This is a genomic window from Spiroplasma endosymbiont of Lonchoptera lutea (genome assembly GCF_964019715.1).
GTDB lineage: Bacteria > Bacillota_I > Bacilli_A > Mycoplasmatales > Nriv7 > Nriv7.
Genome location: NZ_OZ026463.1, coordinates 166,952 through 187,943, shown reverse-complemented (window position 1 = coordinate 187,943; position 20,992 = coordinate 166,952). Strand labels below are relative to the sequence as shown.

At 25.5% G+C, this 20,992-nt stretch carries 18 protein-coding genes and 4 tRNA genes; 17 read left to right on the top strand and 5 right to left on the bottom strand.

Annotated elements, in window-relative coordinates:
- Together potB and AACK97_RS00920 are read left to right on the top strand one after the other, a co-directional pair.
- Nucleotides 1–957 (top strand): spermidine/putrescine ABC transporter permease, encoded by a 957-nt coding sequence (gene potB, locus AACK97_RS00925; protein ID WP_338968023.1) that lies wholly within the window; start codon nucleotides 1–3, stop codon nucleotides 955–957.
- Complete coding sequence (locus AACK97_RS00920) at nucleotides 950–3,358, top strand: extracellular solute-binding protein (protein WP_338968020.1); 2,409 nt, start codon at nucleotides 950–952, stop codon at nucleotides 3,356–3,358. Before potB ends, AACK97_RS00920 begins: the two co-directional genes overlap by 8 nt.
- A 275-nt stretch (nucleotides 3,359–3,633) precedes the next feature.
- Here AACK97_RS00920 and AACK97_RS00915 read toward each other — a convergent pair whose 3' ends face one another.
- From AACK97_RS00915 to AACK97_RS00905, 3 genes are read right to left on the bottom strand one after another with little or no spacing between them, the layout of a single operon-like run.
- The gene (locus tag AACK97_RS00915) at nucleotides 3,634–4,725 is read right to left on the bottom strand and encodes a hypothetical protein (RefSeq protein WP_338968017.1); all 1,092 of its coding nucleotides are present in this window, start codon (nucleotides 4,723–4,725) and stop codon (nucleotides 3,634–3,636) included.
- Nucleotides 4,726–4,763: 38 nt separating this feature from the next.
- Nucleotides 4,764–5,147: a hypothetical protein gene (locus AACK97_RS00910; RefSeq protein WP_338968015.1), complete on the bottom strand. Its 384-nt coding sequence runs from the start codon at nucleotides 5,145–5,147 to the stop codon at nucleotides 4,764–4,766.
- Complete coding sequence (locus AACK97_RS00905) at nucleotides 5,110–5,331, bottom strand: hypothetical protein (RefSeq protein ID WP_338968013.1); 222 nt, start codon at nucleotides 5,329–5,331, stop codon at nucleotides 5,110–5,112. The genes AACK97_RS00910 and AACK97_RS00905 overlap by 38 nt, the downstream gene beginning before the upstream one ends.
- Nucleotides 5,332–5,948: 617 nt before the next feature.
- Here AACK97_RS00905 and AACK97_RS00900 point away from each other — a divergent pair.
- From AACK97_RS00900 to AACK97_RS00885, 4 genes are all read left to right on the top strand, one after another.
- Nucleotides 5,949–6,025: transfer RNA gene (locus AACK97_RS00900), tRNA-Cys, on the top strand.
- Nucleotides 6,026–6,188: 163 nt separating this feature from the next.
- Nucleotides 6,189–6,265 (top strand) — tRNA-Arg (locus tag AACK97_RS00895).
- 13 nt (nucleotides 6,266–6,278) lie between these two features.
- Nucleotides 6,279–6,355 (top strand) — tRNA-Pro (locus AACK97_RS00890).
- Between the two features lie 5 nt (nucleotides 6,356–6,360).
- Nucleotides 6,361–6,437, top strand: a tRNA-Met gene (locus AACK97_RS00885).
- Nucleotides 6,438–6,488: 51 nt separating this feature from the next.
- Here the strand turns inward: AACK97_RS00885 and AACK97_RS00880 are convergent.
- Nucleotides 6,489–7,550: a hypothetical protein gene (locus AACK97_RS00880; protein ID WP_338968010.1), complete on the bottom strand. Its 1,062-nt coding sequence runs from the start codon at nucleotides 7,548–7,550 to the stop codon at nucleotides 6,489–6,491.
- Nucleotides 7,551–7,738: 188 nt separating this feature from the next.
- On the opposite strand from AACK97_RS00880, the gene AACK97_RS00875 reads away from it, so the two are divergent.
- The 5 genes from AACK97_RS00875 (at nucleotide 7,739) to rnc (ending at nucleotide 13,355) form a co-directional block, all read left to right on the top strand.
- On the top strand, nucleotides 7,739–9,541 hold the full coding sequence (locus tag AACK97_RS00875) for an ABC transporter ATP-binding protein (RefSeq protein ID WP_338968007.1): 1,803 nt from the start codon (nucleotides 7,739–7,741) through the stop codon (nucleotides 9,539–9,541).
- Nucleotides 9,542–9,614: 73 nt separating this feature from the next.
- On the top strand, nucleotides 9,615–9,947 hold the full coding sequence (locus AACK97_RS00870) for an Asp23/Gls24 family envelope stress response protein (protein ID WP_338968004.1): 333 nt from the start codon (nucleotides 9,615–9,617) through the stop codon (nucleotides 9,945–9,947).
- Between the two features lie 27 nt (nucleotides 9,948–9,974).
- On the top strand, nucleotides 9,975–11,603 hold the full coding sequence (locus tag AACK97_RS00865; protein WP_338968001.1) for a DAK2 domain-containing protein: 1,629 nt from the start codon (nucleotides 9,975–9,977) through the stop codon (nucleotides 11,601–11,603).
- Nucleotides 11,604–11,636: 33 nt separating this feature from the next.
- Nucleotides 11,637–12,653: a phosphate acyltransferase PlsX gene (gene plsX / locus AACK97_RS00860; RefSeq protein WP_338967999.1), complete on the top strand. Its 1,017-nt coding sequence runs from the start codon at nucleotides 11,637–11,639 to the stop codon at nucleotides 12,651–12,653.
- 6 nt (nucleotides 12,654–12,659) lie between these two features.
- Nucleotides 12,660–13,355, top strand: coding sequence for a ribonuclease III (gene rnc / locus AACK97_RS00855; protein WP_338967997.1), 696 nt, complete (start codon nucleotides 12,660–12,662; stop codon nucleotides 13,353–13,355).
- Nucleotides 13,356–13,461: 106 nt separating this feature from the next.
- Here rnc and AACK97_RS00850 read toward each other — a convergent pair whose 3' ends face one another.
- Entirely contained in the window at nucleotides 13,462–14,406 is a 945-nt protein-coding gene (locus AACK97_RS00850) for an IS30 family transposase (RefSeq protein ID WP_338967995.1), read from the bottom strand.
- A gap of 214 nt (nucleotides 14,407–14,620) precedes the next feature.
- Here AACK97_RS00850 and AACK97_RS00845 point away from each other — a divergent pair.
- The 6 genes from AACK97_RS00845 (at nucleotide 14,621) to AACK97_RS00820 (ending at nucleotide 20,986) form a co-directional block, all read left to right on the top strand.
- Nucleotides 14,621–15,732, top strand: a protein-coding gene (locus tag AACK97_RS00845; protein WP_338967993.1) for an IS3 family transposase whose coding sequence is annotated in 2 segments (ribosomal slippage) — nucleotides 14,621–14,864 and nucleotides 14,864–15,732 — 1,113 coding nt in all. Because the reading frame shifts where the segments join, the coding sequence is not laid out codon by codon here.
- Between the two features lie 66 nt (nucleotides 15,733–15,798).
- Nucleotides 15,799–16,056 carry a hypothetical protein gene (locus AACK97_RS00840; protein ID WP_338967992.1) on the top strand — a complete coding sequence of 86 codons (258 nt, stop codon included), beginning with the start codon at nucleotides 15,799–15,801 and terminating at the stop codon, nucleotides 16,054–16,056.
- A 100-nt stretch (nucleotides 16,057–16,156) separates the two neighbouring features.
- Nucleotides 16,157–17,269, top strand: a complete 1,113-nt coding sequence (locus AACK97_RS00835; RefSeq protein ID WP_338967990.1) for a hypothetical protein — start codon at nucleotides 16,157–16,159, stop codon at nucleotides 17,267–17,269.
- 42 nt (nucleotides 17,270–17,311) lie between these two features.
- Nucleotides 17,312–20,251, top strand: a complete 2,940-nt coding sequence (locus tag AACK97_RS00830) for an AAA family ATPase (RefSeq protein ID WP_338967989.1) — start codon at nucleotides 17,312–17,314, stop codon at nucleotides 20,249–20,251.
- A 53-nt stretch (nucleotides 20,252–20,304) separates the two neighbouring features.
- Nucleotides 20,305–20,721: a phosphate uptake regulator PhoU gene (locus tag AACK97_RS00825; protein WP_338967986.1), complete on the top strand. Its 417-nt coding sequence runs from the start codon at nucleotides 20,305–20,307 to the stop codon at nucleotides 20,719–20,721.
- Entirely contained in the window at nucleotides 20,702–20,986 is a 285-nt protein-coding gene (locus tag AACK97_RS00820) for a PhoU domain-containing protein (protein WP_338968923.1), read from the top strand. The genes AACK97_RS00825 and AACK97_RS00820 overlap by 20 nt, the downstream gene beginning before the upstream one ends.
- Nucleotides 20,987–20,992: the final 6 nt, after the last annotated feature.

Sequence of the window (20,992 nt, the reverse complement as noted above, 5' to 3'; positions counted from 1 at the left end):
GTGAAAAAAGATAAAGATAAAAATAACTTTTTTAGTCGGACAACATATAATGTCAAAATTCGGTTTCAATGACTACGAGAAAATTTTAAAAAGAATTTACAAAATATTAAGGAAAATCGTTTTATTAAAAAAAGTAATAATAGTTGAGTGCCATTAATGATTCCTTATGTTATTTTAATGATATTATTGATTGTTGCACCACTTTTTATTCTCTTACTATATTCGCTAATTAGCCCTACTAATGATGTTTTAATTTTTGATTTTACAATAAATAATTTTAAAAGTTTTTTTTATGAGCAATCATTTTTAGCATCATTAGGTCGTTCATTATTATATGCAACTGTTGCGACATTTTTTGCCATTCTTATTGGTTATCCCGTAGCATATTTAATGGCTTTTTCAAAGTCAAAATTAGTATCAAAAAATATTTGAATATTAGTAACATTACCAATTTGAATTAATATGTTAGTAAAAACTATTGGTTTAAAAACAATGTTTGATTTAATTGAAAGAATAACTAATGTGCATTTACTAGGAACACCAATAGCAATCGTTATTGGAATGATTTATATGTTTATTCCTTTTGTTATTATTCCTATATTTAATAGTTTGGATAAAATGGATCGTAGTTGAATTGAAGCGAGCAAAGATTTAGGTGCTAGTCCTTATCAAACATTTTGAAGAATTACTTTTCGTTATTCAATGCCAGGAATTATTACCGGAATTATTTTTATGTTATTACAAGCGGCAACAAGTTTAATTGTTGTTAAGTATATGGGACAAGAAAAAATTACTTTAATATCTTCTATTATTGAAGCATATTTTTTTCAAGGTGCTAATTTTGGTTTAGCAGCTGCAATTTCAGTATTTTTAGGATTTATAATTTTATTATTAGTTATTGTGTTGCGCTTATTAGGAAAAAGAATTTATGGTAAGGTAGGACGAAATAATGATTAAAAAAATCTTTAAAAGTTCTTATTTACTTTTAGTATTATTATTTATTTATGTGCCCATTAGTATTTTAATTTTTTATTCTTTTAATGATGAGCGAAGTTTAACACATTTTAATGGTAATTTTTCGTTAACTTGATATGAAAAGTTTTTTCAAGATCGGTTGTTTCTTGAATCAATTATTTCTAGTTTGTTAGTAGCGGTTATTGCAACAATTGTTTCAGTTATTATTGGAACTTTAGCTGCCATTGGTATTAGTAAAGCTAAAAAAGTAACGCAATCGTTAACATTAAATATTTCTAATATTCCTTTAATTAATGCTGATGTTGTTACTGCGGTATCGTTAATGATGTTATTTATGGCTTTAGGTTTTAACTTTGGTCTTTTTAGTTTAATTTTAGGACATATTTCTTTTAATATTCCTTATGTAATTATTACGGTTTTACCACGATTAAGAAGAGTTCACCCATCAATTATTGAAGCATCATTGGATTTAGGTGCTAGTCCGAGATATACTTTAAGAAAAGTTATTTTACCTTTAATTTGACCCGCTATTGTTGCTGCTAGTGTTATTTCTTTTGCGATGTCGTTTGATGATTTTATTATTTCTTATTTCACAGGTGGCAATGTAACTAATGTTGCTACATATATTTATACTTTAAAACGACTAACGCCGGTTGTTAATGCTTTTGGTACAATATTAATTTCAATTGTGGCGATTTTAGTTTTAAGTTGAAATTGTTATACCATTATTAGTACGCAGATTAAGTCACGAAATCATAAAATTTTAACAGAAAAATATCGGGCTAAAATTATTATTAATAGTGAAAGAAAACTATTGCAGTTATATTTGCAGTTAAATAATCTTAATCTTGTAAAAAATCTTAATATTTTAAAATTAAAACGAAAAATTTTTCATTTAGAAATTAAAGTAGATAAAGAAAAGTTATGAATTAAATCAAAAAAAGCACAAATTATTCGTCGCGATAAACGACAAGAACGAATTAGTGAGAAAAGAAGAGAGAAATATTATTGATTAGTTCGTTGACCTTGGCGAGCAATTATTATTGTGGCATTAAGTTTTACCTCATTAGGAGCTTTAACATTTGTTTATGTGCAAAATAATCTTTATGATTTTAAATTAGGAATTTGAGGAGAATATATTAATAGTTCGGTTGTGGAAAGATTTGAAACGGCACATAACATTAAGATGAAAGTAGAAACTTATGATAAGAATGAAGTTTTATATAATAAGATGTTTACTACTGATTATGATGTTATTGTTCCTTCTGATTATATGGCTTCAAGACTTATTGCTGAAAATAAGGTTGAAAAATTGGATTGAAGTCGCTTAATGCCAATTGGTAATGATCAAGTTTCTAGTGGGAATAGTTGTTCAGATTTAGATGGTACCAAGCCAGTAGATAGTTTATGAACTTATCTTGATTGTGGTATTAAAAAAGTAATTTCTGCTGCTGGTTATAAAACAGAAAAGGGATTATTAAGTGATTATGCTGTTCCTTATTTTTGAGGTGATTTAACAATATTATTGAACTTTGAAAAACCAGAAACTAAAAATTGATTAATTGAAAAAGGTGTTGAAATTTTAACTACTAATGATGAAAAAAAAGAGGAATATTTAAATCCGACAACAGTATCATGAGAATTAATATGACAAGCTGCCCGAGAAGGCAAAAATGTTTTTGCATTAAGTGATTTTCGTAGTTTATATGGTTTAGCATTTCAAAGAATTAATCAAACAGTTAATCCTGAAAGAAAAGAAGATGTTGAATTTGCAACAAAATTATTAAAAGAATTAATTGTTGATTACAAGAATAATGTTACTTTACAAAGTGATGAAATTGTTAATAGTCTTTCAGCACCATATGATCCGGAGTCTAGTCGTTTATTTGATATTGCCGTAATGTATAATGGTGATGCTGTTGCTTCGTTTTATGATAAAAATCAAAATATTCGTGATCGTAATTTTAAAAGTGTGCGACCACGAAAAGCAATTCCAAAGATTGATTCGACAACAGGAATATCTAATCTAGATGTTTTAACACCGCAAGGAACAAATGTTTGAGCTGATGTGGCGATGATTACTAAACATAGTTCTAATAAGGATTTAGCATATAAGTTTTTACAATTTGTTTTACAAGATAAAGTACAAACAGAGTTATCATTAGAATTTGGTTATAATACGCCTTTGTTTAAAGATACACAAGATATTGTTAATGATGAGTATAAATCTGTTGCTAGTATTTATTTACCAGTTGCTAATTTTATTAATGGTCAGTGAGTTACTGATATTCAAACTGCTGATGCTGGTTTTCAAAATAAATTTATTAAGGAAATTACTGATTCCTATACACGGGTAATAAGTGCTGGTTTAGGTGGTTATTAGATTATCAGGAATGACAATTAACAAATTTGTCATTCCTTTATTTATTTTTTTAAAATAGCTTATTAATTAAATTTCAAAGTAAAAAAATTGCAGATTAAAGATTTATCCTCGCTTGCTTGGTTTTTTTATGATGTTCCTAGTACAAGAGTTTTATTTAGTTGTTGTTGCTATGATTTTCTTAAACTAAGCAAGGTTAACGATAATTTTAATCTAATTTAAAAAAAGACTGAAATAAAATTCAGTCTTTTTTTAGTTTTAAAATATTTGGTTGATAATTATCAATTAAGTGAGTTTATTGAAACACTATAATTAACTGTTACTGTGCCAGTATAAATAGCTGAATTAAGTGAACTAATTTTTGCATTGTTATTAGTAATATTTTCAATTTTAATTTTATTAATATCTAATTGTGGATTTAATTGTTTTACTTTTTCTTTGATTTGTTGTTCTGTTGGATTTTTTAATTTCTCAGTTATAAATTCACCTAAATTAGATATAGTAATTTTTTTACTTAAATCAACATTAACTGTAAAAGTAATATTTATTGTATCTGTATAAATATTAGGTCATTTATAAATTAATTTTGCATTTGAAGTAGTTATATTTTTAATTTCAGTATTATGTAAGATACTAATACTATTTGTATCTTGTAAAATAGGATTTGATTGTTTTACTTTTTCTTTGATTTGTTGTTCTGTTGGTAAAGTAAATCCATCAGTTAATATTGAACCTAAATTAGTTGTTTTAATAAATGAATTTAATGAAATAGTATAATTAACTGTTACTGTGCCGCTGTAAATTGTTAAGTCAGTTGAACTAATTTCTGCACTGTTATTAGCAATTTTTTCAATTTTGATTTTATTAATATCTAATTGCGGATTTAATTGTTTTACTTTTTCTTTGATTTGTTGTTCTGTTGATAAAGTAAATCCATCAGTTAATATTGAACCTAAATTAGTATTAGTAATTTTTGTTTTTATATCAAAAGATTTATCAACTGTAAAGTTAATAGTTTTTATACTACTAAAACCAATTATACTAATATTTGCACTGTTATTAGTAATATTGTCAATTTTCATTTTATTAATATCTAATTGCGGATTTAATTGTTTTACTTTTTCTTTGATTTGTTGTTCTGTTGGAATTTCATTACCATTGGTTTTGAATATGTGTTTTGAGTTTTGTTGTTGATTTGTAGTTCTTTTATTTCTAGTTGTGTTTAAACCGGTTCAATTCAATTTAGATAAAGCTTTAATTTTATTTGATATTGTATTTTTTTCATAGGATGCAGGTACCACAGAAATAACAGTTGGTATTGTAGTTGTTGTAATTGCAATTGTTTTTAAAATATTTATTAAATTTTTCATATATTATTTTCTTTTCATTTTATTTTGTATTAATTATGTTATCATGCAATTGAATTTATTGAAATACTATAATTAACTGTTACTGTGCCTGTATAAACAGTTGAATCAAGTGAACTAATGTAGGCACTGTTATTAGTAATATTGTCAATTTTGATTTTATTAATATCTAATTGCGGATTTAATTGTTTTACTTTTTCTTTGATTTGTTGTTCTGTTGGATTTTTTAATCCCTCAGTTATAAATTCACCTAGATTAGCATTGACAATAATGGATGATAATTTAAAAGAATTGTTATTTCTTTCAATTATTTGGGGTTGATTTTTTTCTTGATATATTGATATTGAAATAATAACAAAAATCCCTATTAAAATTAGTAAAATTAAACTAATAATTCATCATTTTTTTAATGTCATAATTCGCATTCAATTTTGAGTTTTGTTGTTGATTTATAGTTGTGTTTAAACCGATTCAATTCAATTTAGATAAAGTTTTAATTTTATTTGATATTGTATTTTTTTCATAGGATGCAGGTACCACAGAAATAACAGTTGGTATTGTAGTTGTTGTAATTGCAATTGTTTTTGAAATATTTATTAAATTTTTCATATATTATTTCCCTTTCATTTTATATTAATTATTTTTATTATTTAAGTGAATTTATTGAAATACTATAATTAACTGTTACTGTGCCTGTATAAACAGTTGAATCAAGTGAACTAATGTAGGCACTGTTATTAGTAATATTTTCAATTTTAATTTGATTAATATTTAACTGCGGATTTAATTGTCTTGCTTTTCTTTGATTTGTTGTTCTGTTGGATCTTTTAATTCCTCAGTTATAAATTCACTTAGATTAGCATTGACAATAATGGATGATAATTTAAAAGAATTGTTATTTGTTTCAATTCATTTGGAGTTGATTTTTTTCTTGATATATTGATATTGAAATAATAATAAAAATCCTTATTAAAATTAGTAAAATTAAACTAATAATTTATCATTTTTTAATGTCAGAATTATATTGTATTCTTTTTTTTTAAAAATTCTACCTAGAATTTAATTTATAAATTTTTCGCATTCAAAACAAAATATTATTGCCAAAAGAATATACCCTAAATAATTTATAAAAACCAAAGGTACTAAACATCTGTGGTTTCTACAGTTTTTAATAAAATATTATTGTAGTTTTATAATTAATGTGTAATAATATTTATTGTATATATGGCACTGTGGCCAAACTGGTTTAAGGCATTGGACTGCAACTCCTTGATTATCGGTTCGAATCCGATCAGTGCCTCCATAAGATATTAAGTAAAATCACAGTTAAGTGATTTTTTTAATTAACCAATAGGTAATAAAAAATAATTTGTGATATTACTAATTAAAGTTATGAAATATGAAATTTTTGTTGTCAACAGAGCGGTAATAATATATAATAACTTTGTTATTTAATGACACCATAGGCGCCCATAGCTCAATTGGACAGAGTGCTTGACTACGGATCAAGAGGTTGCGGGTTCAACTCCTGTTGGGCGCACCATTTTATTTTAATACGGGAAGTAGCTTAGCTTGGTAGAGCGCTCGGTTTGGGACCGAGAGGTCGTAGGTTCGAATCCTATCTTCCCGACCATATTTGGCGAGATAGCTCAGTTGGTTAGAGTGTTCGGTTCATACCCGAAAGGTCGAGAGTTCAAGTCTCTCTCTCGCTACCAAGTTATGTTTACAGTTTGAAAACGACTTTATTTAAAAAATAAAGTCGTTTTTTAGTGTTTCTTTTCTTTTGGTTCTAAACTTTCCATATATTCAACAAAGTTTTGTACTTCTTCATAAATTTCTTCATAAGCGTGCTCTTCCGAATAATGTTCGTTAATATATTCTAGTAAGTGTTCAAGAGTATATTGAAGTTCTTCATTATCAATTTCTAATTCTCAAAAGGCAATTAAATTGTTAGGAAGATAAATGCTGTCATATTTGATAATGATTCTTTGTAATACTTCTCTAATAACATCAAAGCATCGTTGTAAGGGATTATCTTTTAAAAAGTATTTATAATATACAGGATATAATAAGTAATCAAAGAGATAATATTTATTTAAGGGAATGTTAAAGTGACTATTGGCAAGATGATTATTTTTCATTGACATTTGGTAGTATAACCATTTAACTAGTCGTAAAGTTTGCAAATAATAAGTATTAGTGATTTTATTTTTTTCTTGAATGTTTATTATTTCAATTTGTGGGAAACGAGTATAAAAATCACGACTTCTTAGACGATAAAAAATACCTTCTAAATATGTCTTTTTACTACGAAGTGAATAATTATCAAAATGAAAATAACGAAAGGTTGGAATTAACCTGAGATGAAAGCCGGGAAAAATTTGTTTAAATAAAATAAATCCTAAATCAAAGTAGAAATCATTTTTGTCTATTAAATCTCATTTTTGAGTAATGAAGTGTTTAATTGCTTTACTAAAAAGAAAGTATTTAGCATCCTTTCAGCGTGGAAAATCTTGTTTAAATTGACTTATTTGGCGTTTTGTAAAGCGATAACCACTAGATGGCATTTCTCAATGGTATCATTCATAACACATTAATAGGACATTAGAAGTCGTTATTGTTTTGTGAGTAATATAAAATGTAATTTCATTTTTAACATCAATTGTTGTATTTCAAGAGCATTCTTCATCTAATAAAATTTCAATACAATCTTTTTCATTATTAAACTGAAAATTTTTAAAAATTTCTTTTAGTTGTTGGTGAATTTCAAGAATTGCATTCATTTTTTGAGATGGATCACCATATATTTTAAGTTGTTCGTTAGTCATAATTTGCCACCTCTCGTTTACTATCGTTAATCTTATTATCTATTAATAGTAATAAAAATAAAAGTAAAAGTTTTAGTTATTTTTCTAATTGTTAATCAGATATTTTGCAAATAGTAAAGCAGATAAATATTTTTTATTGTATAATTATTCTAAATTCAAAATGGTTTTTTAGGAAAGGATATATTTATATGAACAAAGATAAAGATGATGAAAAAAATAATTCTTCTAAAAAGTTTAAAGGTGGTTTTTTTAAAGTAGTTGCTTTTTACTATAAAAGATATTTATGACAATGTTGTATCATAATGCTTTTTACAGCCTTAGGGTCGATTTGTGTCATTATCACCCCAAAAATAACGCAAAAATTAGTTAGTCCTGATGTTTTACAAGGACCTTATGGCATGTTAATTAGTTATGTAATTATTATCATTAGTCTTTATCTTGCTTCCGGAATTTTTAATTTCTTTCAAAGTTTTTTAGGAGGCATTGTTGCTAAAAAGATTGAAATTGATATTCGAAATAAAGTGTTAAATAATTTAGTTGATTTAGATATGCAATTTTATACGAATAAAAAGACTGGTGAAATTTTAACTAAAGTTATTGCTGATACTGCTACTATTGGTGACCAAGCACAACAAATACCAATTAGTTTTCTTTCAGCAATTTTTACTTTTGTTGGAGCAATTGTAATTCTTTTAACTATTAGCATTAAATTAACTATTGTTGCTTTAATCACAGCATTAACAATTTTAGTTACATTATTAGTAATGTTTGGTATTTTTAAAAAAATAACTTATAAAGTTCGCAAAGTTTTGACAAATATTAATGGTGATGTTACTGATCGCATTAGTGTTATTCGTTTAATTAAATCATCAGGAACAGAAACTTATGAAAAAGAGCGTTTTGTGGATATTCATAAAATTTATTATAAAACTTCACTTAAACAAGTAACATTATCATCAGTAATTGTTTCTTTTATGATAATGGGAATTTCTAGTTTGAATATTATTATTTTATTAGCAGGGATAATAATGATGCATAATCAAACTTTGGTTGCAGATAATTCTGAAGCAATTCCAATTATTATTTCATTTGTTTTAGGAATTAATATTTTAATTTTTCCAATTATGACATTAGTTCGTACTTTTAATAATTTAGCTAATGCATCAACATCGTCAATTAGAATTAATGAATTATTAAATGAAAAGCCACAAATTAATCGTAATTTAGAGCAACCAATTGGTATGAAGACTGTTACGGGAAATATTATTTTTGATAATGTTAGTTTCTATTATCCTAATAGTGATCAGCTTATTTTGAATAAATTTAATTATCATTTTGAACAAGGTAAGTCTTATGCTTTCGTTGGTGAAACGGGAGTAGGAAAATCAACAATTTCTAAATTATTATTAAGGTTTTATGATCCTTCTATGGGTACAATTTACATTAATGCTGATCAAGATTTAAAAAAAATTAATTTAACTTCTTATTTACAACATGTTGGTTATGTTGAACAAGAACCCCAAATTTTTTATGGTACTTTCTTTGAAAATATTAGTTATGGAGTTTTTAAAGTTACTAAAGAAGAAGTTATTGTTGCTTGTAAAAAAGCAGAGTTGCATGATTTTATTATTGGTTTAAAAAATGGTTATGATACTATTTTAGGTGAACGGGGATTTATTTTATCTGGTGGTCAAAAACAAAGATTAGTAATTGCAAGAATGTTTTTAAAAAATCCTGAAGTTTTAATTTTAGATGAAGCAACAAGTTCTTTAGATAATATTATGGAAAAAGAAATTCAAGAAAATCTTAATCAATTAATGAAAGGAAGAACAACCTTTATTATTGCGCATCGTTTATCAACGATTAAAGATGTTGATGAAATTCTTGTTTTAGAAAAAGATAAAGGTGTTGTTCAAAGTGGTAATTTTGAAACATTAAAAAATCAAGAAGGTCGCTTTAAAGCATTATATACTGCAGGATTAATGGCTTAGTTTAAAAAACTAAAAGTTGATTTATAAATTATAGATAATGAATCTAAAAATCGGATAAAATGGTGGTTATAAAGTGAAATTAATTGATGTTGATAAAATTGCTCACATTATTAAGCAAGTTGTATCAATAACACCAGGTGTTGTTGCGTTTGCTTATAGTCGTGAAAATAAAGAAAATGAAGATGCCATTGCTTTAGAAAAAGACATTACCCCAGCAATTGATGTTAAAAAAATTGAACCAAATCATTATGGGGTTAAAATTCATATTATTAGTTCAATTCATACTAATATTTTTGAAGTTTTACAAGAAGTTCAACATCGCGTTAAATATGAATTGGAAAAGCAAATGGAATTTGATAGTAATTTTAAAATTGATATTTGCATTGATGATTTAATTAGTGAATAATATTTATTAAGAGGTAGGTGAAATAAAATGAAAATTGATGCAAAATTATTTAAAATCATGCTTATTAGTGCTGCTAATAATTTATATAATTATCATTTAGAAATTGATAAATTAAATGTTTTTCCTGTTCCAGATGGTGATACGGGAACAAATATGAATTTAACAATGGAAAATGCTATTAAAGAAATTAAAAAATATGAAACTTCTAGTATTACTGAAATAGCAAATGTGTTTAGTCGTGGTTTGATTATGGGCGCTAGGGGAAATTCAGGAGTTATTTTGTCCCAAATTTTTCGTGGTTTTAGTAAAGGATTAGTTCATGAAGAATTTATCAGTACTAGCGATTTACTAAAAGCATGAACTTATGCTAAACAAGTAGCTTATAAAGCAGTTATGAAACCTGTTGAAGGAACAATTTTAACTGTTATTAGACTTGCTATTGATGATACTAAACTTGAAACTAAGGAAACAATATTGCCATTAAAATTTATGGATAAGTTTTTGGAAAATGCTAACAATGCATTAGCACAAACCCCTAACTTATTACCAATTTTAAAAGAAGTTGGTGTTGTTGATTCAGGTGGTTTTGGATTAGTTAAAATTATTGAGGGAATGGTTTATTCATTAGAAAAAGGTAAAGAAATTAAAAAGAAAAAGAATTTAGTAGCTAGTGATAATAAAGAAGTTGTTATTAAATTAGATGATGAAAATTTTGGTTATTGTACAGAAACGATTGTTATTTTAAGTGAAATGAAACAAAAAAATTTTCCTTTAGAAAAAGTTCGCTTTTCGTTAGAAGAACAAGGTTGTAAATCAATCGTTGTTGTTCAAGATCAAGATATTTTTAAAGTTCATGTTCATTCGTTAATGCCAGGGCAAATATTAGTTTATTTACAACAATTTGGTGATTTTCAAAAAGTAAAAATTGAAAATATGGGGTTACAAGCAAAAAAGCATAGTACAGAAATTAAAGAACTTCGTAGTTTAAATAACTCTTGAGCAATTATTACTGTTGCTGCTGGTAAAGGTTTAGCAAAATATTTTATGAATGACTTGCAAGCATCGTATGTAGTTAATGGGGGACAAACAATGAACCCATCAACTGATGATTTTTTAAAAGCGATTGAATTAGTTGATGCTAAAGATGTTTATATTTTACCAAATAATTCCAATATTATTTCAACTGCACAACAAGCAGCGAAACTAGAAAAGAAATCTAATGTTTATGTTATCCCCACAACTTCAATTCCAGAAGGAATGCTTAGTATTCTTAGTTTTAATAAGGAAGAAAAAAGTGCTAAAAAAAATTTTAATAATATGAAAAATGCTATTAAAAAGATTGTGTCAGCAAGAATTACTAATGCTGTTAGAACAACAACTATTGATGGTGTTGCTGTGAAAGAAGGAAATTATCTTGGTATTTTAGATAAAAAAATTTATACTCAAGAAGCAGATTTAGTTTTAGTAGCAAAAAAATTACTAAGTAAAATGATTAGTAAATCATCATCACAATTGGTAACAATTTTTATTGGTGAAGATGCTAAACGCCAAGATTTACGACTAATTGAAAAGTATATTGATGAAAACTTTGATGTTGAATATGAAAAAATTGAAGGTGAACAACCAGTATATCCTTTCATATTTGGTGTTGAATAGATATAATTTAATTGTTAAAAAGAGGTGAAGTTTGTGAAAATTGCAGTAGATGTTATGGGCTCAGATTTAGGACATAAGCCACTAATAAGTGGTGTCATAAAATTTTTACAACAATATAATGACATTGATATTATTTTAGTTGGTAACGAACTGATAATTAAAGAATATTTAATTGGTTTTAAATTAAATGAAAAGTTATTATCGCGGATTAGTTTTAAAAATGCTAATGAAGAAATAATGATGACTGATAGTATTTTAGATATTAGAAGAAAAAACGATAATTCAATGAGTAAAGCAATTGAATGTGTTGCTAATAAAGAAGCTGATGCAGTATTAACAGCAGGGGCTACGGGTCCTTTTTTAGCAGCTAATCATTTTATTTTAAAAGAAATAACTGGTGTTACTCGTCCAGCTTTTATGGTAATTATGCCAACAAAAATAAAAAATAAGCAAGTTGTGCTTATTGATGTGGGCGCTAATGTTGAAAATGATAGTAATGATTTAGAAATATTTGCTATGATGGCAAATATTTATGTTCAAAAAATTTGAGAATTATCGCAACCAAAAGTAGCATTATTAAATATTGGTACAGAAGAGAAAAAAGGTAAGGAATATCATCAAGAAACTTATATAAAATTAAGTAACAATTCACAATTAAATTTTGTTGGTAATATTGAACCTAATAATTTTATGAATGGTGATATTGATATTGTTGTAACTGATGGTTTTACTGGTAATATTTCCTTGAAAGCGGTTGAAGGGACGGCACGGAATTTATTGCAAGTTTTACGAAATCAGTTTACTAAGAATATCTTTCGTAAGTTAGCATCATTATGTTTGAAAAAAGCATTTAATGAAGTTAAAGAAATTTTTGACTATCGAAATACGGGCGGAGCAATTTTAATTGGTGTTAATGGCATTGTTTTTAAAGCGCATGGTAGTAGTGATGTTAAAGCATTTTTTAGTACTTTAAAATTAGTTCGGAAAGCGCTTTTAGAAGATGTATTATCACTAATTAAAAATAATGTTGTTAAAGAAGAAGGAAAATAAGGATTTATGTTTATTGAAGAAATTAAAATTTTGTTAAAAGCATTTAATTTAGAACCACGAAATATTAATTTATATGAACAAGCTTTGACTCATAGTTCATATGCTAATGAAAAGCAATTAAATTATAATTATCAACGATTAGAATTTTTAGGTGATGCGGTGTTGCAAATGTATACAACATTATATTTATATCGAATAAATGATGATTTAAATGAAGGCGAGTTAACAATTTGGCGAAGTCAAATTGTTAGAGAAGAAACCTTAGCACAAGTGTGTAGATTTTATAAGATGAATGAATATATTCGCTTAGGTAAAGGCGAAATTCAAACGGGTGGTCGTGAAAAAGATAGCATTTTAGGTGATGTTTTTGAAGCGATTGTCGGTGCTATTTATTTAGATTTAGGCCAACAAGCGGTTAATACATTTTTAATGCAAACATTATTTAATAAAATTAAAGATAAAAGTATTTATTTAGTTAAAGATTATAAAACTTTATTACAAGAATATTTACAAACTGAACGCCAAGATCCTATTGAATATAAAGTTATTTTTGAACATAAAGATAAAAATAGTTATCAATATGTTGCTATTGTAAAAAGTGGTGACATTATTTTTGGTAAGGGAAGTGGTAGTTCACATAGTAAAGCTGAGCAAGCAGCTGCAAAAGATGCTTATTTAAAATTAGTTAAGGTTGTTAAATAAAAGGATAGCAATTAATGAGGTAATTAGATGTTAAAGTTATTTAAAAGTATTATTTATAGTTTTTTTCAAAACTTTTTTCAAGGCCAAATTGTAAAGTTAAGTGCAACTAAATTATTTTTCTAACCAAATATTCGATTGGCGAAAGATAATTTAGTATTTTTCTTGGTCTTTGGTTTAAAGACAATATAAATTTATGAACTGCATTTTTAGTAGTGTTTGAAAAATTAAATTTTTTAGGAAATTTTTCTCTAATTAAACCATTAGTATTTTCATTAGTACCTCTTTGTCAAGGTGAATATGCATCAGCAAAATAAATTTTCACATTTAAATTTTTTTCAAGTTGTTGTCAATTAGCAAATTCTTTACCCCTATCAAATGTTATAGTCTTAACAAGATTATTTGGAAGAATTGATAAATAATGACTAATATTTTTGTTAATAACTTTAGTAGTTCTATTTTCAACTAATATTGCTAAAGTAAATCTTGATGTTCTTTCAACTAAAGTTATTAAACATGATTTACTTTTACCTCGTGATGATACTACAGTATCACCTTCTCAATGGCCAAGAGTTATGCGATTATTAACATTTCGTTCTTTAATGGATTTACCATTAAATTTACCCCGATTTTCTTGAGATTTTCGTTTCTTACCTTTTCTTCTTAAATTTTTACTAGTAACCTTTTCAAGTAATCCAGAATAAATTCAATTGTAAATTGTTTTAAAACTAATAATTCATTCTTGATGAAAATTTTTAATTCTGCCATAAATTTGTTCAGGCGATCAACCTAATAATAATTTTTGTTGTACATATTTTACTAATTCTCTATTTTTAAATTTATGAAAATAAACATGTAATTGTTTTCTATTTTCTGCTTTATTTTGTGCAATTAATGAAAAATAATGATTATTATCTTTATTTCTATTAACTTCTCGATTAATAGTATTAATACTTCGATTAAGATTTTTAGCTATTTCACTAATTTTTACTTTAAATTTCAATTGATTCTCAATATAAATTCTTTCATCTATGCCAAGATGTTTGTATCCCATATAAAAACTCCTTAAATTTACTTTTTCTAAAATAAACTTAGCATCATGAAATTTTTATATGAAATCTTTTGCAATTTTATTTACTTGCACTTACAAGTATAATTCAGCAAGTAATTAGTTTACTAATTGTTATTTTAATAATGTGGATAGGCTACAATAAGTTGGACCATAATTATATAGACTTCAAAATTATTAAGAAAGAAGGAATATAAAAATGGGAAATAAAACCTCATACTCTGAAGAATTTAAAAAACAAATTGTAATGCTATACAAAAATGACAAAAATGTTATTAATTTAGGGAAAGAATATAATTTACCAAAACCAACTATTTATAGTTGAATTAAAAATTATAATAATTCTGGGTCATTTAAAGCAAAAGATAATCGCACTGTCGAAGAAAATGAATTAATTTACTTGCGAAAAGAAAACCAACAATTACGAATGGAAAATGACATTTTAAAGCAAGCAGCACTGATAATCGGGAAAAAATAACAATAATTAATAACAACAAAAATAAATATTCAGTGAGGAAAATATGTAAGATTTTAGTAAACCTAAAATCAACATATTATTATCAAACTAATAAATGCACCAAGTTTGATGTTAATAATTATGAACAAGAAGTTATCAGTGCATTTAATAAAAGTCGCAAGATTTATGGTGCTCGTAAAATTAAAGCTGTTTTAATAAGAAAAAATATCATTTTATCACGACGAAAAATCCGATTCATTATGATCAAAAATAATTTGGTTTCTAAATACACCAAGTTAAAATATTGTAATCATAAAAAAACAGTTAATAATGACGAAATTAATAATGTTTTAAATCGTCAATTTAATGACAAAAAACCAAATGAAGTTGTTGTTAGTGATTTAACATATGTTCAAGTTGGCACTAAATGACATTATATTTGTTTATTAATTGACTTGTTTAATCGCGAAGTAATTGGCTATAGTGCTGGGCCAAATAAAACTGCTGAATTAGTTCAACAAGCTTTTCACAAGATAACACGACCATTAAATAAAATAACTTTATTTCATACTGATCGTGGTAATGAGTTTAAAAATAAAATTATTGATGAAATTTTAATAACCTTTAAAATTAAAAGATCATTAAGCTCCAAAGGATGCCCATATGATAATGCTGTTGCTGAAGCAACTTACAAAACCTTTAAAACCGAATTTATTAACGGTAAAAAATTTGCAAACTTAACACAACTAAAATGCGAACTATTTGATTTTGTTAATTGATATAACAATATTCGAATTCATGGCAGTTTAAATTATTTAACTCCCGTTGAATTTAGAAAATACCAGTCTACATAAAAAGTGTCCTAAAAAGGGTTGCCAATCCATTCCTTCTTTCTTAATAATTTTGAAGTCTATATAATTATGGTCCAACTTATTGTAGCCTATCCAGTTAATTATTTATATAATTATCATACTAGTAATGATGATTTAAAATTAATGTATAAAGGCGAAGGTAGTAAAGTTGATTATCAAGCAATTAGTGAATTAAATCCTAATAATAATATTGTTGAAGATATTAAAAATAATTCTGCAAAAATTACAAATCAAGGGTATTATGATGTTAGTAATAAATGAATTAAAAGTTCAGAAGTTAAAATCATTTTAGTAAGTATTAATTAATACTTATCCTTATTTAAGAGATTATTTTACAGGTACAAATTTAAAAAATGATATTATTATTTTATTTAATAATATTTTTTATTGTCCAGAACAAGATAAAATGATTAATATTTTTAATGAGCAAATTTATTCGTTTAATATGAATAAATATCAAAGAATTAAAAATAGTAATCAAAAAATTAGTAAAATTGATGAAATAACAATAAAAACAAATATTAATCAGTTGAATGTTATTAATGAAACGCATCAAGAATTTATTAAACCATCGTTAAATAATAAGACATTACAGGAATTTTTTGATTTTGATATTGAAAATATTAAAATTAAATATGAACATTTTTTATCATCTTTACAAAATAATTTTGGGTATGATAAGATTACTATTTTACCACTTTTAGTAAATGCTAATGATGTTTGAGCTTCAAACTTAAAACAAGATGATTTTGTTTATTTGAGTGATGGTGACTTTAATTTTATTAATGATGATAATAAAAAACCATTATTTGGTTATATTTTTGATACTTTTGATAATTTAACAAAAGATACTGTTATTACTCGTGAAAAGGAGTTTTATGAATATACTAATTTAAATGCAACATATTTTAATACCAAGTTATCACAAAATACAGCGAATGATTTTCAATCTTATTTTTCAATTGTTAGTAATAAGAAAAATTATCAAATTAGTTTCAATAAAAATGAATTATTTAAGACTGATTATTGAAATGATGATTTAGGTTGGAGTAGTGCAATTGAAGGATTTACCAATATTCATCATAAAAAGCAGTTAACATTAAAATTTAGCACTTATTTAGAAAGTTTAATTATATGTTTTATCATTGGAGCTATTGTTATTGTTTTAATTATTGTTTTTGTAACTAGTAATATTACTATTAATGATAATTTGCGATTTGTTACAATTTTAAATGTTATTGGGTATCATTATAAATGATTAGCTAGTCGTTTTATATTAATTTTTATGCCAATTATGTTAATTACTTGAATAATATCCATTCCTTTAGCAAGACCAATTATTAAATTATTAACTGATATTATTTATAGTGAAACTAAAGTTTTATTTCCTGTATATATTGCAGATTGATACTATCCGTTGGTTTTATTAATATTAGTTATTTTGTTTACAGTATCTTTTAGTATTTGTTGACTATCATTAATATATCGTAATAAAATTAGAAGTATTACTAATACATAGTTAAAATATATTGTTATAATAAAATTTGTGAGGTAGATAAATATGGTGTTTTTAAAAAGATTAGAAGCGTATGGATTTAAATCATTTGCTAAGCCAACAAAAATAGTTTTTGAGCACGGTATTATTGGTGTTGTGGGACCTAATGGTTCTGGTAAGTCTAATATTAATGATGCTATTCGTTGAGTATTGGGCGAACAATCAATTAAATCATTACGGGGTGATAATATTCAAGATATTATTTTTCAAGGTAGTAGTGAATATCCACAGTTAAATATGGCGGAAGTTAAATTAATTTTTAATAATAAAAAACGCATTTTTCCTATTGACTTTGATGAAGTAGAAATAACTAGAAGAGTTTATCGTGATAATAATGAGAATGAATATTCAATTAATAAAAGTCGTAGCAGATTAAAGGATGTTCAAGAATTAGTATTAGGTACTGGTTTAAGTAAAGGTTCATTAGCTATTATTAATCAAGGTAATGTCGCTAATTTTTCACAAGTTAAACCAGAAGAAAGAAGATTATTGTTTGAAGAAGCAGCTAATGTATCTAAGTATAAAAAACGCAAATTAGAGTCAGTTCGGAAATTAGAAAAAACTGAAGAAAATTTAGTTCGCATTAATGACATCATTATTGAGATGGAAAGAAATATTAATTATTTGCGTCGTCAAGCTAAAAAAGCACAAGAATATGTTACTAAAAAAGAACAATTGACAACTATTGAAGTGGCTATTTTAGTAAAAGATATTACTAGTCAGTATGAAGGGCTTCGTGATTTACAATTAGAAATTAAAAGATATACTTCTCAAACTGAAGATTTAAGTGTTCAAATTACTAATTATGATAATAAAATTAATTTGTTGCAAGAAAATATTTTTACTATTGATAATAAAATGCAACAATTCGGACAACAATTAGATGAACATCTTAATCAATTAGAACTATTACAAAATGAAAAAATTTCACAACAAAATGAAAAGCAAGTTAATAGTAATAATCAAGTTCAAGATTTAGAACAAGATGCTAATAATATTAATCAAGAAATTTTACAACAAACTAAATTAATTACTGAACAGCAAAATATGATTGATGATTTTCAAAAACAAAGAATTTTATTAAATGAAGATTTAGAAGTTGCTGTTAAAAAGTATAATCTTTTAAATAAGGAAATTTATGAATTAAAAAGTAAACAAGATTATTTAGTTGATTTGCAAAGTAATAATACTTATTATTATCAGGGTGTTAAAACAATTTTAAATAATCGACTTCATTTAACAGGAATTATTGATACTATTGATCGATTAATTAATGTTCCTAGTATTTATCAATTAGCTATTCAAGAAGCCTTATCTAGCAGTATGCAACATATTGTTGTTGAAAAGGATAGTGATGCTATTCGTGCAATTCAATTTTTAAAAGCTAATGAAGGTGGAATTGCAACATTTTTACCTTTAAATAGTTTACGGATTCAAATGATTAATAATGAGGATTTATCATTATTAAAAACTCAAAAAGGTTTTATTGGCATTGCTTATGAATTATTAACTACTAATGTTAAGTTTGAACCAGTAATGCGTTTTTTATTAGGAAGAATAATTATTGTTGAGAGTTTAGCACAAGCAAATGAAATTGCTCATTTGACTTATCGGAAGTATCATATTATTACTTTACAAGGTGATGTTATTCGCCCTGGGGGCAGTATTAGTGGTGGTTACAAAAGAGTTAAGCCATTTTTATTTAATAATGAAGAGCAAGTTAATAGTTTAAAAACTAAAATTAGTGAATTAGAACAATTAGTTCAAACTTATTATCAAAAATGGCAAAGTATTAAAGAGAAACTAATAACATTAAATAATGAATTAGAACAAAAACAATTGCATTTAGGTAAGTTTCAACAAAGTAAACAAAGTAATGAACAAAAACAAAGAATAATTGAACAAGAATATCAACATTTAACAAAGAAAAAAATGCGAGTTAGTGATGATTTTAATCAACAACTTGATGAGCGACTAATATTGGAAAATAAAATTAGTAATTTAAAGTTAGAAAAATTAAAAATTACTGAGCAACAACAAACACAAAGAACTTTGCGAGAAACTTATAGTAATCAATTATATTCATTAACTTTAGAAATAAAAAAAATGCGTACTGAATATAAAAATCAAGAGAAACTATTACAAGAATATAATTATCAAAAGTTAGCAATTGATAATTGTTTACAACAAAATTTAGAAAGATTAGCGCAAGAATATCGTTTAACTTATGAATATGGTTATGAAAAGTATGGTCAAGACCCGATTGGTGATATTAAAGAAGTTCGTGAACAAATTATTTTATTACGCCAAGAATTACAAGATTTAGGGCCAGTAAATATTGATGCTATTTCTGAATATGAAACAATTAATGAACGATATCAATTTTTAAAAGAACAAGAACAAGAATTAAATAATGGTAAAAAACAATTACTTAATGCTATTAAAGATATGGATGAAATTATGATAACTCGTTTTGATACGACCATTAAAGATATTAATAAGGTTTTGCCAGAAACTTTTAAAGTTCTTTTTGCTGGTGGCACTGCTAGTTTAGTATATACTGATCCTAATAATATTTTAGAAACCGGAATTGATATTTTAGTAAATTTACCAGGAAAAACTATTACTAACTTGAATTTATTATCAGGTGGTGAGAAATCACTAGTAGCTTTAGCAGTGCTTTTTGCAATTTTAAAGGCACGACCTTTACCAATTGTTATTCTTGATGAAGTGGAAGCGCCATTAGATGTTGCCAATGTTGAAAGATTTGCTAAGTATTTAAAGTCTTTTGCTACGGAAACACAATTTATTGTTATTACGCATCGCCCAGGAACAATGGAAAACTGTGATACATTGTATGGCACAACAATGCAAAGTAAAGGTGTTACTAAAATGGTTGCTATTAGATTAGAACAAGCAAAAAATTTAGTTACTTCTGCTAATTAATTTATCGTGTATTAATTAGTATGATAAGAGTAAAACATTAATGATTTAATCCAATGGAGGCTATTAAAATATTAAGAACTAAATTTACTATTGAGATTGAACGCTTGAAAAATAATATTATTGAATTATTTAATTTAACAATGAAACAACATAAAGAAGTTATTAAAGCTTTAGAAGAAGAAAGTATTAGTAAATGTAAAATAATTGTTGCTAATGATAATAATATTAACAAATTTTATGCTGAAATTTTAGATAGTGCCATTTGAAGAATTGCTAAACAACAACCAGTTGCTAGCGATTTACGCCATATTATTGGTTATATGTCAATTGCCAAAGAATTAGAAAGAATTTCTGATTATGCTCGTAACATTGCTAATTTTTATTTAAAAGCTAAACCACCAGTTAAATATAGTAAATATATTGGTCAATTATCTAAAAAAGTTTTAAAAATTATGCAGTTTATTAATTAAAGTTCTTGCTGATGAAACACAATGAGGTAAGAAAATTATTCAAACTATTGTTAGATTAGATGATATTGTTGATAGTGAATATAATGATATTAATACTTTGTTAATTGATTTAGTTTTAGATAATGTTACTGAAGATAAAATATGAATTTATACAGGAATTATGCAACAATTAAAATATTTAGAGCGAGCTGGTGATCATTTAGTTAATATTGCTGAAACCTTACTATTTATTTCTCAGGGAACTCATTATGAATCAGGAAGATAATATCAG